Below are 13,155 nucleotides of genomic sequence, written 5' to 3'. Positions count from 1 at the left end.
TGGCTGGCCGCGGCGTTTGGCCCTTTGAACCCGCGCCGCTGCGCCGTTACAATGGAACCATTAGCTTGGAGGAAAATTCATGGCAGTCGAACCACAACCAAAACTCGCGCGCAGCCTCAAGGGGCGCCACGTGCAACTCATCGCCATCGGCGGCACCATCGGCACGGGCCTGTTTCTGGGCGCGGGCCAGTCCATTCACGTCGCCGGCCCGTCCATCCTGGTGGCGTACCTGATCGCCGGGCTGGTGTGCTTCTTAATGATGCGGGCGATGGGGGAGCTGTTGATGTCGGACCTGACCCAGCACTCCTTTGTCGATTTCATCAAGCGCTACCTGGGCGCGCGGGCCGGCTTTGTGGTGGGCTGGACCTACTGGCTGTGCTGGCTGGCCATCGCGATGGCCGAGGTCACGGCGATCGGGATGTACATTCGCTTCTGGCTGCCGAACCTGCCGCAGTGGCTGCCGGGGCTGGTGGCACTGGTGATCCTGCTGCTGCTGAACCTGATCTCGGTCGGCTTGTTCGGCGAGACCGAGTTCTGGTTCGCGCTGATCAAGGTCGGCGCGATCATCGGGCTGATCCTGATCGGCATTTGGATGATCGCGACGCACTACCCGACGGCCAGCGGCCACGCCAGCCTGGCCAACCTGACGGCGAACGGCGGTTTTTTCCCCAAGGGGCTGCGCGGGTTTCTGGCGTCGTTTCAGATGGTGACGTTCAGCTTCGCCGGCATCGAAATGGTCGGCATGACGGCGGGGGAAACCGCTGATCCGAAAAAGGTGATCCCCGAGGCCATCAACGAGCTGCCGCTGCGGGTGATCCTGTTCTACCTGGGCGCCTTGGCCGTCATCATGTGCATCTACCCGTGGTCGGCCGTGTCGCCGAATTCCAGCCCGTTCGTGCAAGTCTTCAGCAACGTCGGCATTCGGGCCGCGGCGGACATCATCAACTTCGTCGTCCTCACCGCGGCGGCGTCGGCCTGCAATTCCAGTCTGTTCACCACCGGGCGGATGCTGTTCTCACTCACGATCGACACGCCTAACCCGCTGCTCAAGCCGTTCGGCCGGCTGTCGCGGCGCCAGGTCCCGGCCAACGCGATCCTGGGGTCGACGCTGCTTATCGCCATTGCGGTGCTGCTGAACATGGTGCTGCCCAGCGCGGTGTTCACCCTGATCTCCAGTGTGGCGACCACGAGTTTTCTGTTTGTGTGGGGGATGATCATGTTGGCCCACCTGAAATACCGCCGGTTGCACCCCCACGCGACGGGCTACGTGGCCCCGTTTTACCCGGTGGGTGATTATTTGGTCTTGCTGTTCTTCGCTGGGGTTGCTATCATCATGCTTATGGCAAAAACGACGGCGATCCCGGCGCTGCTGGCTGCCGCGTGGCTGATCGCGCTCAGCCTCGGCCGCTGGTGGCACGATCGCCGCCTTCAGGAAGGAAGTTTGCATGACTGACCCCACCCCCCAAGATGAACTTGCCAGGAACCTGTCGGCAAGGCATATTCAGCTGCTGGCGATCGGCGGCACCATCGGCACCGGCCTGTTTCTCGGCGCCGGGCAATCGATCCACGTCGCCGGCCCGGCGTTGATTTTTGCGTACCTGCTGGCCGGGGTGATGTGCTTCTTCCTGCTGCGGGCGCTGGGTGAACTGCTGCTGGCCGACGACGGCGACCGCTCGTTTCTGGATCTGATCCGCCACCACCTCGGCCCGCGCGCGGCGTTTGTCACCGGCTGGACGTACTGGTTCTGCTGGGTGGCCATCGCCATGGCGCAGGTGACGGCGATCGGGGTGTACATCCGCTTCTGGTGGCCGAGCCTGCCGCAGTGGCTGCCGGCGCTGGTGGCGCTGGTGCTGCTGTTGGCCGTGAACCTGACGTCGGTCGCGTCGTTTGGCGAGCTGGAGTTCTGGTTTTCGATGATCAAGGTGGTCGCCATTGCGGCGCTGATCGTGATCGGCGCGGGGATGATCTTCGGCCACAGCGCGACCAGTGCCGGCGCGGCGAGCCTGGCCAACCTGACGGCCCACGGCGGGCTGCTCCCCAAAGGCTGGTGGGGCTTCATGCTGGCGTTTCAAATGGTGGCGTTCTCGTTCACTAGCATCGAGCAGGTCGGGCTCACCGCGGCCGAGGCCCACGACCCTCAGCGCACCCTGCCGCGCGTCTTGAACTCGCTGCCGGTGATGGTCATCGCGCTGTACGTCGGCGCGCTGGTCGTGCTCATGAGCATTTTTCCCTGGAACAAGGTGTCGGCCAGCGGCTCGCCGTTCGTGCAGGTGTTCGCCAGCCTGAACATTCCCGGCGCCGCCAGCATCGTCAACTTTGTCGTGCTGACCGCGGCGGCCTCGGCCTGCATGGCCTGCATCTACAGCGCCGGGCGCCTGCTGTTTGAGCTCAGCCTGCAGCAGCCGCGTTTGGCGAAGCTGGCCAAGCTGTCCCGCCGGCAGGTGCCGGTGCGCGGACTGACGCTCAGCAGCATCGTGATCGCCGTTGCCATCGCCCTGAACGTGGTGCTGCCGGCCTCTGTGTTCACGCTGGTGTCCAGCGTCGCGACTGTGTGCTTCCTGTTCGTCTGGACGATGATCATCGTTGCCCACCTGCGGTACAAGCGCCGCCACCCGGCACCGGGCTTGTTCGCCGCGCCGCTGTTCCCACTTGGCGACTGGTACGTGCTCGCGTTTTTGGCGTTCGTGTTCGTCGTCATGTTCTTCAGCCGCGACACGGCGATCGCCACTTCGGCGGCGCTGCTGCTGCTGGCCGCGCTGACCATTGCGGCCAGGCGGCAGGGGCCGCATCCAAGCGGAAAATAGGTTCTTGATTAGCGCGCGCTGCCCACACCTCGGGCGGCGCGCTTTTAGTGTAATTGGGTTTCGAGTTCGCAACGCCCGAGCAGCTTGATCAGCTTGTAGCGCACAGCGCGTACAAGCTGACATGCGGCAGCAGCTACGCCCACTGCCTCGCCGCCAAAGTTCGGCGGCAATGCCGCGAGCTAGGCTAGCCATCCCACTAAGTGAGCGAACTCTGCACACCTTACGCAATTGGGTTTCGAGTTCGCAACGCCCGAGCAGCTTGATCAGCTTGTAGCGCACAGCGCGTACAAGCTGACATGCGGCAGCAGCTACGCCCACTGCCTCGCCGCCAAAGTTCGGCGGCAATGCCGCGAGCTAGGCTAGCCATCCCACTAAGTGAGCGAACTCTGCACACCTTACGCAATTGGGTTTCGAGTTCGCAACGCCCGAGCAGCTTGATCAGCTTGTAGCGCACAGCGCGTACAAGCTGACATGCGGCAGCAGCTACGCTCAAGCCATCGTCGGCAAAAAGCGCCGACAATGACTAGAGCTAGGCTAGCTGTCGGGCTAAGTGCGCGAACTCTGCACACCTTACGCAATCGGGTTCCGAGTTCGCAACGGGGGAGCATCCAGCTACGCCACCAGCCTCGCCGCCAAAGTACGGCGGCAATGCTGGTGGCTAGGCTAGCTGTCCCCCTAAGTGCGCGAACTCTGCACACCTTATACAAAAAACCTCACCGGCAGCAGCCGGTGAGGCGGGGGAGTTTGAAACTAAATGATGTGGATTATTCTGGCGTGGCCAGGCTGAGCGGGAGGTTCTGGCGGTCCAGCAGCAGGACCTGGATGTCCTTGCCCGCGGCGGCGCTGAGGGCCCGCACGTTGGCCTGCGACTGGGCGATAAACGCGGTGCCAGTAAGCGGCGCAAACGCGGTGTGCTCGGCGGCGACGTACGGCAGCGCCTGGATGCCGGTGGCTTGGACCATCGCGCTGAAGTGGTCGTCGCCCAGGCTGCCGATCAGCCGGGCGTCGTCGGGGAAGTTCGTCTTCAGCCACCAGTTGCTGAGCGCTTCGGTGTCAGGGAAGGTCCGCTGCAGCAGGCCGGCCTCGTCAAACATTTCAATGGCCAGCTGTTTGCCCTGATCGTAGGTGACGCGCAGGACCATGATGCCGTCCTGGCGGAAGTACTCCTCGCTTTGGATCATCCCGTTGACGAAGTTGGCGTTCGCGGACAAAATGCCGTCCTGGTTGAAGAAGCTGCGCTTGGTCAGGGTGCCGTTTTGCACGTAGCCGATCTCCTGGATGGTGTCCTCGTCGGCCGGCTGGTACTTCACCTCAAGCGTCCAGCTGCCATCAGCCAGTTCGACGGTTTGCACCCAGGTCTCCTGGTCAAACGAGCTGGCCTTGATGTCCTTCGGCAGGGTGACCGGCTTGCCCGGCTTATCGGTGTTGCTCTGCAGGGCGTACAGCGCGTTGACGATCTCGATGCGGTCTTGCTCGATCCCGTTCTGGTAGGCCCAGGCTTCCATCTCGCCGGCTAAGTTAATGTCGAAAAAGCTGGAATAAACGCCCACACTCGGCACCCCGGCCGCCAGCAGCCGCTTGGTCACCGCGACCACGGTGTCGGCGTGCGCCGGCAGGAAGGAGTCCAGCGCGATCACGAACTTGCCGGCCTTGGTGGAAAGGGCGGCGACTTGGTGCGCGGTGCCCAGCCACTGCTGGATCTGCGCACCCAGCATTTCCAGCTGGTCCTCCAGCGCGGCAATGCGGGTCTGCGCCTTGGCGCGGTCCTCCGCGTTCGCCTTGAGTGCGGCCTCCAGGGCCTTGATCTGCTTGGTCTGGTCGGTTTTGGCGAGCTCGGCGTTGTGCTTTAGGCTGGCGATTTCGTCTTTGATCGCGCCCTGCTGGCTTTCCAGGTCCTCCAGCGCCGTTGTCTGGGTCTTTTGCGCCTGCTTCAAGTCGGTCAACTTCGCCTCGTGGTCCGCAGTCTGCTTGGCGATCTTCTCGCGCTGCAGCTGGATCTCCGACAGCTTCTGCCGGTTAGCATCGGCCAGGTCGACCAGCTTCATCGGGTCGGTTTCGGCGTGGAGCTTCTCGGAAATGGCCTGCTCGTTGTCGTCCAGGCGCGTGCTTTGCTGCTTGAGCTCAGCGACGGCCTGCTTGGTTTCGGCGATGCCGTCTTCCACCTGGCTCAGGGCCGCTTGCTGCTCCTTGATGCTGGCCGCCAGCTTGGCCGCCTTACCGTTTAGCGCCGTCATTTTATCGGTGAACGCACTGTCATCGCTTGCCTGGAGCTGCTTGAGCGCCTTTTCCTTGCCCGGCTTGGCGTCGTCGAGGGCCGCCAGTGCCTTCTGTTCCGCGGCGAGCTCGCTGTTCAGCTTGCTTTGCTTCGCGAACAGGTTGGTTTGCAGCCGGGTGCGCGCCTTGTTGTACTCCTTCGTCAACCGGGTGAGGGTGTTCTCGGCGGCGGTGATCTGCGCCTGCTCGGGATCGGCCGCCTTTTCGCCCTTCAGCACCACGACGTCATCGCTGGGGGTGGCGTCCGCGTTTGTGGCTGCGGATTCCGCAAGCGGGGTATCGGTGACCGCTGCGGCCGCAGACTCGGCCGCAGTTGACTTAGCCGCTGTCGCTTCAGTCGCCGTGGTTGCCGCCGCCGAGTCAGCTGGCGCAGTTGCTGCGCTGCTGGCACTTGCCGGCTGCTTCAAATCCGATTCCTCTTCCGGTTCGGCAAAAGCTGCCGGCGTTTTGTGTGATTTAAAGAATTTCATCATTCTACCTGCCTCCAAAGTTTTCCAGGGCTGCTGTGCGGCAGACCCGAAATGTTGCAATTAGCCAATACATCTCGCCCTTGTATGTTCGCCGCCAAAAACATGCTGGTGCTTATCAACTAACCCATCGTTGACAAGCCCAGCCGGTGACGCACATCACAAAGTTGGTTTATAACGCTTAATAAATATCAGAAACATGCGTGATAATCAATACTAAATCTGATTATAATTAACTATACCGTAAATTCTGAATGGTGGATGACCAAATTTTAAAAATTCGCTACAAAATTCATCGGGGCGGCGACGCAGTGAGGGGGAGTCATCATGGATGTACCAATGCTGCTGCATGGGGAAGGGTTATTAGCACTACCGGACCGCCAGTGGCTCGTAGCGTTTGATCTGCTAGCCGCGCAGCCGCAGCTGAGCGCAGCAGAGCTGGCGCAGGCAAGTGGACTGCTGCAAGGGGCTGCCGCGGAGCTGAAGGCGCAGTTTGCGGCGATGGAGCAAACTGCCCTGCTGCGGGCGCAGTACTTGCGCCAGGGGCTTCTGCGTGCCCCGGCAGTGCAGGCCATTCGCGTGGGCCAGTCGCTGCCGGCTGCGATTGGACTGCCGGCCGGACTATGGTTGGATCGGCATCAGCTCAGCGGCCAAAGTGAGTGTGCGGTGCGCGGTTTCTTGACTCAGGTGGCCTTGGCTGGCGGTGCCGAGCTGGATTTTGGTCACAGTACCGTTCAACCACTGGTGGCAGGAATCGTCGCGCACTTCGCCTTGACGCTTGCCCCGGCGCAGTTGCAGCTGCTGACCGCGTACGCTGGGGCGACGTTATTGCGGTCGCGCCAAGGCCATCCGCTAGCCGTTGACCTCAGCGCATCCACGCCGCCGCATGGCTCCAGCCGGTTTTTGGCTGACTTGGGGCAGCAGTGGTCAGCTTGGGGCGGCCACCAGGCCCAACGCGAGACGGCTGCCATTGTGCTGCTAGCATTAGTACTTGGCGAGCAGCTGCCTGAGGGGACGCTGCTTTTTGCCAGCACGGTCCTGGAACGGCTGGATCAGCCGGCGCGGCGACTAGGGGAGGCGGTCTATGCCGAACTGCCAGCGGCGGTGAAATCCGCGGCGCTGCTGCGGGCCTTTGGCCGGTCAAACCGGCGGCTTCATCGCTTTGAGTGGCTGATGGGGAGCATGACCGATCCGGCCGTGCCGGCGATGGCCAAGGAGCAGGCGCCCGCGCTGTGGCAGGCCGTGGTGCGCGGGGTCGACCCGCAGCGCTGGCAGGCGCTCGCCCAGCCGCTGGCGTGTGCCCACTGGCAAGCGGCCACGTTCGCCGCACTGATGCCATTGATCCCACTTGATCAGTTGCACGCCCCGCTGACGGTCGCGTTCGACCTGACCACACCGTATGGATTAGCGTCGGTGTTGGCCGAGCAGGTCGAACACTTCAGCCGGCTGCCGGTGGTCTGCACGCTGATGCCGACTGCCAAAACCCAGGTGCTTATCCGCGACCGCCCAGGCGTGCTTGCCCAGGGCCAGCGGGAGCTAGTGTGGCATTTACCGCCGCAGCCGGCTGACTGGGCGAATTTGGCGCAGGCCTTAGTGGTTCTTTGGGGAGGTGCAGGCAATGAGGAAAAGTAAGCTCGCCGCCGCAGTCGTGCTGGGGGTGGCCCTGAGCGCGCCGGGGGTGGTGCTTGCCGCCGGCCCGAAGTTGTCCGTTCCCGGGCAGACCGTGTACGTTGGCGACCCCGTTGACTTGCTTCAGGGGGCCTGGGCCCGCAGTGAGCAGGGCCAGAATTTAACTTCGCAAATTGGGGTCATGGACTATGGCGGCCTTGATCAGGATCGGCCGGGCACGTACTGGGTCTTATATCGGGTGGTGGACGCTGCCGGTCAGCAAACCGACCGGCGCGTCCGGTTTGTCCGGCTGCCCCTGGTTCAGCAGCAGCTTCACCTAGTGCGCGGCCATGCCGCGGTGAACCTGATCATCACCGGCAAGCCGTTTGCCGTCGCCGCGCGTAAGCAGTGGTTGATCACGCAGTACGCGCGTCAGGGTTATACCGTCAGCCCAGCGGGCCAGCAAGCGGCACAGCGCCACGTTCAAGACCGGGTAGGCGGGGCTATCGTTGAAGCGAGTGGCGCGCGTACCGCAGGCCAAGCCGCCGCGAATGCGTCCGCGCAGTCATCCGTTTCGCCAACGCAAGCTGAAGCGAACGCTGGGCGGCCGGCCGCGCCAGCGTCGACTCAAGCGCATGACCGGGTGAGCGCGGCGCGCCGGGCGCCCAACACCCCTCACACCGCATCCCCGCAGCCGCAGAAAAGGGCGGGCGCGGCGGCAGATTCAGCGAAATCGGGTCATCCTCAGGCGGTCGCCCGTCGCCGCACCAGAGAAGCGCGCACGCCCCTGCGTCGCCGGCTGCTCCCGCCACCAATCATCACCGGTACTGATTTAGTCACGGTCACCTCGTCACGGCCGCTACCACCAAATAAAAAGCACCGGTCAGCGCTTGCAGAAATTGCGGAAGCGGTTGCAGGAAAAATGCTTCTCGGAACGAAAATGTAACTATTTTTTTCTTCATCAATCATCTCTCAAAGTCAGTCATAGCAAGGCTTTTAAGGATAACCGCGGAAATAATTGGGTGATTAACAGAATATTCGGTGATTTCAATTTTTCAAACCCATTTTTACGAATGGTGAGTATGCACGGATTAAATGCTTACCAAGGGCGAAAATCTTTTCAACTCTAAATTAATAATTATTATGAATGTGGTTTACAACCGGATGGGGTTTGCTATAATTACAGACGAGCGCAATCTCTTATGACAAGATAGCCTTATGCTGTTAACAATGTTTTTCCTACTGTTAACGCGGACAGGCGACTCGCGTCAGAAGTGCTCATGTCGATTAACTTTCTTGGAGGAGGGTTATGTAATGAAGCAACAAAATAATTCAGATTCTCATAATCTAAGATTAAATGAGGATCGAAAAGAACGGTTTAAGATGTACAAGGATGGGAAAAGATGGGTATTCGCCGGCTTGGTGACAACCTTTTTCATGACCTTGTCGTTTGGCCAGCTGCACGCTGTTTCGGCGGATACGACAACTGAGCCAGTCACTTCCGGGGCTCAGGCGCCCGCTGACACTTCGAGTGAAACACCAAGCGAAGCGGCCACCCAGCCTGAAGCCGCAGCACCTGCTGCAGCCACAACGCAACGCGCAGTCACGGCCGCACCAACGATTTCCCAGCCGTCTGTGACGGAAAATGGCAGTGGCTATACTTTGACGGGTACGGCAACACCAGGCGCAACTATCACTGTGACGCAAAACGGTGTGGCCATCGCGACGACAACTGCAACGGGAACTGGCTCATACAGTGTTGCCGCACCAGCTGGCGCAAGGCTGAGTCTGACCGCAACCAATGCTGGTCAGTTTAGCGCACCGGTAACGGTTGCCACCCCGGCAGCCTCAGTGCAGAAGACCAACTTGGGTGATGCCACTGACGCGGAGGTTGCTGCCGCCAAGAAGACGGCTAGTGCAGCCTATGAAGCGACTGGCACGCCGCAAGAAGTTACTGCGGCTAAAGCCGACGTTGCACCTGCGGACACGACGCCTTCTGATCCTGCCGGCACGGAGGGGACAAAAGACACCGGCGCACCAATCGACGACAGCGGTCAAAAGGGCGAACAGACTCAGAATTTGTCGAATAATGCGGGCCTGCTGACTGGTGCGCTGTTCAACGATACGACCCAGGGTGCCGAGAACACTGCTACTCCAACATTAGGTTCTGTTGACCAGGCAAATCAGTCGGTTAAGAATGCGAACCAGCAGGAAGCAGACCTTCGTGATTCTGGATATGTGCAACCTGTAGGTCAGACCAAACAGAATCCTGCAAATAATGACAACTTCGATAACGGCATCACTTCTATCGATGGGTTGAAGAAGTTAGATGACAAGTCTTTGGCCAGCGCGCAAACCACTACAAGTGATATTTACAGTGATCAAGGCGCATTGGCATCAGACTATAAGCACACGGACACTGCCAATACAAGTAGCGACGCACTTCAGGCCACCACTCGTTATGTTGACTTGTACTCGATGGTAAAGAACACAGGGCTCGCTGGCTCATTTGTGAATGGCTCCGGTGAAAGTGCTTCTTCGGCCGTCTTCACGTTGCCAAAAGAACTCGAGAACGTGAAGGTCACCGACTGGACACCCGTGCTCACTTCTAACGTCGGGATCGCAGTTGTTAATAAGAACGTTGGTAACATCATGCCTTCTGCCGATACCGACGCAGATGGGATTACGGAACAGGGAGCTTTCAAAGATCCGCTTGATCAGCGGAACCAGGGCGAGTACTTTGTCATTACCGATAACGCCTACAACACTTCAACCGTTCCCGCAGTCGGTGATGGTCCTGACGTTAAGCCAATTTCTGGAAAAGCAGTCGTAAATACCGTTTATACGGGTGCTGCAATTGATCAATTGGCGGCAACGATTACTAAACCAATCGGTGACCTATTCACTATCCCTGGTCAAATCGCAGCTCAGGTTGGTAAGGGGGCTGGTACCGCTATCGGCACTCTCCTGGGATTGCTGGACGGTGATCTTAAGACATCTTACCAGGCTGGTATCGATGCCGCTCAGAACGCAGTTAACCGTGATGTTGCCATGGAACATTATTTGATGGACAACGGGGTCACCACGACTACTCTTGAAGACGCTACAGTCAAGACCACACCAGATAGTACTGCTGCTGATGGCACCGTTATCCCAGGCGGGACGACAATTACGGTTACAAGCAAAGCAAACGCGGCGGATGCTATTGGTAAGATGGTCACGGCGTTTGTTCAGGGTTGGGTTAACGATGTTGTACATTATGTCTTAGCAATCTTTGGCCTGAACCCGGCAGCAGATGGTTCAACTGTGGCAAGTCAGGCGGTCGAAAGCATTCCACTTGTTGGTGGCTTATTTAATCAATTTGGGGGAGATAAACTCGTCAGTGGTTTGGGTGACCAAGCCATTAGCGCGTTGACTCCTATTCTGACTAATACACTTGGAATGAGTACTGAAGGCGTCGCCAAGGGTGGCATTGATGGACTCACCGACGCCATTACTCAGCCGATTGAGAAGGTTATTACTGACGCTATCACCGCTGTTGGTAACATCAGTTGGGGTGCTCAGCAAAACGTTGTCGTCCCGGTCTCTTTCACCGATCCAGACCTTAAGAGCAGCTTGGTACAGGGTGAAACGGGCGCTGTCTCGAACGCTACTACTGATGGTAAGTTCAAGGCTGTGACAATTAGTGTTGCTGCGAATGTGTTTAAGCAGACCGCATCTGATGCTGACAAGACAACCTCTACGACGCTCGCATATCAGGTTGTCAATATGACAGCTCTGGACAACTTGGTAACCAAGGTTGAAGGCAGTCCAGATCTGACGACTAAGGCTGGGTCTGCACTTCAGGTGGCGAAGGATCGCTTGAACAACGTCGATCCTAAAGATCACAAGACCCCAATGACCTCTTCTCAAAAAGACGTTGATGAAGCATTTAGCGCATTGGCTGTCGCAATTGAGGAGACTCCGCAACTGAATAAGCCAACTGTTGCCAAAAACGAAGACGGTGGTTACACGATTACAGACACCGGTGTTACTCCGGATACCGATGTCACGGTAACTGATAAAGCTGGTCATTCTGCCAAAGGTAAAGCCGACAATGAGGGTAATCTGAACTTTACAATTCCAAAGGACGCTGGGTTTACGCCTGGTGACGAGATTACGTTGACTCCATCATTGACGGACTCCGAAACCGGAAAGACCCTGACTGGTACGCCTGTGAAATTGACGACTCCAGGCGGCGATGACACCACGACTCCAGGCGGCGATGACACCACGACCGATACCGATAGCGACGGTGTTCCTGATGCTCAGGAGAAGTCCGACGGTACTGATCCGAAGAACCCAGATACCGATGGTGATGGCGTCAATGACGGCGACGAGAAGTCCGACGGTACCGATCCAAAGAACCCAGATACCGATGGTGATGGTGTCAACGACGGCGACGAGAAGTCCGACGGCACTGATCCTAAGAACCCAGATACTGACGGTGATGGCGTCAACGACGGCGACGAGAAGTCCGATGGCACTGATCCGAAGAAGTCTGATACCGACGGTGACGGGCTCAATGATGGTGATGAGAAGACCAAGGGGACCGATCCGAAGAAGCCAGATACCGATGGCGACGGTCTGAACGATTCGGATGATCCGGATCCATTGCATGCTGCTAGCGAAGCAGGTAACGATGACGACAGCGATGGCGTGAACAATGACCAGGAGAAGTCCGACGGCACTGATCCTCACAAGTCCGACACCGATGGCGACGGGCTGAATGATGGTGAGGAGAAGTCTGAAGGAACTGATCCAAAGAACCCAGATACCGATGGTGATGGTGTCAACGATTCCGACGATCCGTACCCAACTGATCCTTCGATCTCCGATAAGACGACCGATACCGATAGCGACGGTGTTCCGGATGCTCAGGAAAAGTCCGACGGTACAGATCCGAAGAACCCAGATACCGACGGTGACGGGCTCAATGATGGTGATGAGAAGACCAAGGGGACCGATCCGAAGAAGCCAGATACCGATGGCGACGGTCTGAACGATTCGGATGATCCGGATCCATTGCATGCTGCTAGCGAAGCAGGTAACGATGACGACAGCGATGGCGTGAACAATGACCAGGAGAAGTCCGACGGCACTGATCCTCACAAGTCCGACACCGATGGCGACGGGCTGAATGATGGTGAGGAGAAGTCTGAAGGAACTGATCCAAAGAACCCAGATACCGATGGTGATGGTGTCAACGATTCCGACGATCCGTACCCAACTGATCCTTCGATCTCCGATAAGACGACCGATACCGATAGCGACGGTGTTCCGGATGCTCAGGAAAAGTCCGACGGTACAGATCCGAAGAACCCAGATACCGACGGTGACGGGCTCAATGATGGTGATGAGAAGACCAAGGGGACCGATCCGAAGAAGCCAGATACCGATGGCGACGGTCTGAACGATTCCGATGATCCGGATCCATTGCATGCTGCTAGCGAAGCAGGCAACGATGACGACAGCGATGGCGTCAACAATGACCAGGAGAAGTCCGACGGCACTGATCCTCACAAGTCCGACACCGATGGCGATGGGCTGAATGATGGTGAGGAGAAGTCTGAAGGCACTGATCCAAAGAACCCAGATACCGATGGCGATGGTGTCAACGATTCCGACGATCCGTACCCAACCGATCCGACAATCTCTGACAAGACGACCGATACCGATAGCGACGGTGTTCCGGATGCCCAGGAGAAGTCCGACGGCACAGATCCGAAGAACCCAGATACTGACGGTGATGGCGTCAACGACGGCGAGGAGAAGTCTGATGGCACAGATCCGAAGAACCCAGATACTGACGGTGATGGCGTCAATGACGGCGACGAGAAGTCCGATGGCACAGATCCGAAGAAGTCTGATACCGACGGTGACGGGCTCAATGATGGTGATGAGAAGACCAAGGGGACCGATCCGAAGAAGCCAGATACCGATGGCGACGGTCTGAACGATTC

General features: G+C 58.7%; 6 protein-coding genes. 5 read left to right on the top strand and 1 reads right to left on the bottom strand.

Annotation, left to right across the window (positions count from 1 at the left end; genetic code table 11):
* Window positions 1-79: 79 nt before the first annotated feature.
* Together EKM85_RS07995 and EKM85_RS07990 are read left to right on the top strand one after the other, a co-directional pair.
* Complete coding sequence (locus tag EKM85_RS07995) at window positions 80-1,453, top strand: amino acid permease (protein WP_125585753.1); 1,374 nt, start codon at window positions 80-82, stop codon at window positions 1,451-1,453.
* Window positions 1,446-2,804: an amino acid permease gene (locus tag EKM85_RS07990; protein ID WP_125585752.1), complete on the top strand. Its 1,359-nt coding sequence runs from the start codon at window positions 1,446-1,448 to the stop codon at window positions 2,802-2,804. Before EKM85_RS07995 ends, EKM85_RS07990 begins: the two co-directional genes overlap by 8 nt.
* A gap of 764 nt (window positions 2,805-3,568) precedes the next feature.
* Here the strand turns inward: EKM85_RS07990 and EKM85_RS07985 are convergent.
* Window positions 3,569-5,551 (bottom strand): coiled-coil domain-containing protein, encoded by a 1,983-nt coding sequence (locus EKM85_RS07985; protein ID WP_125585751.1) that lies wholly within the window; start codon window positions 5,549-5,551, stop codon window positions 3,569-3,571.
* 321 nt (window positions 5,552-5,872) lie between these two features.
* On the opposite strand from EKM85_RS07985, the gene EKM85_RS07980 reads away from it, so the two are divergent.
* The 3 genes from EKM85_RS07980 to EKM85_RS07970 form a co-directional block, all read left to right on the top strand.
* Window positions 5,873-7,177, top strand: coding sequence for a hypothetical protein (locus EKM85_RS07980; protein WP_125585750.1), 1,305 nt, complete (start codon window positions 5,873-5,875; stop codon window positions 7,175-7,177).
* Window positions 7,164-8,099: a hypothetical protein gene (locus tag EKM85_RS07975; RefSeq protein ID WP_125585749.1), complete on the top strand. Its 936-nt coding sequence runs from the start codon at window positions 7,164-7,166 to the stop codon at window positions 8,097-8,099. The genes EKM85_RS07980 and EKM85_RS07975 overlap by 14 nt, the downstream gene beginning before the upstream one ends.
* A 368-nt stretch (window positions 8,100-8,467) precedes the next feature.
* Window positions 8,468-13,155, top strand: a 4,688-nt coding sequence (locus EKM85_RS07970) for a KxYKxGKxW signal peptide domain-containing protein (RefSeq protein WP_191987297.1), incomplete at its 3' end; no start/stop codon positions are given.

The organism is Lacticaseibacillus jixianensis (assembly GCF_003946485.1).
GTDB classification, from domain to species: Bacteria; Bacillota; Bacilli; order Lactobacillales; family Lactobacillaceae; genus Lacticaseibacillus; species Lacticaseibacillus jixianensis.
The sequence above is the reverse complement of the archived record's forward strand: the minus strand, read 5'-3'. Positions and strand labels throughout refer to the sequence as shown.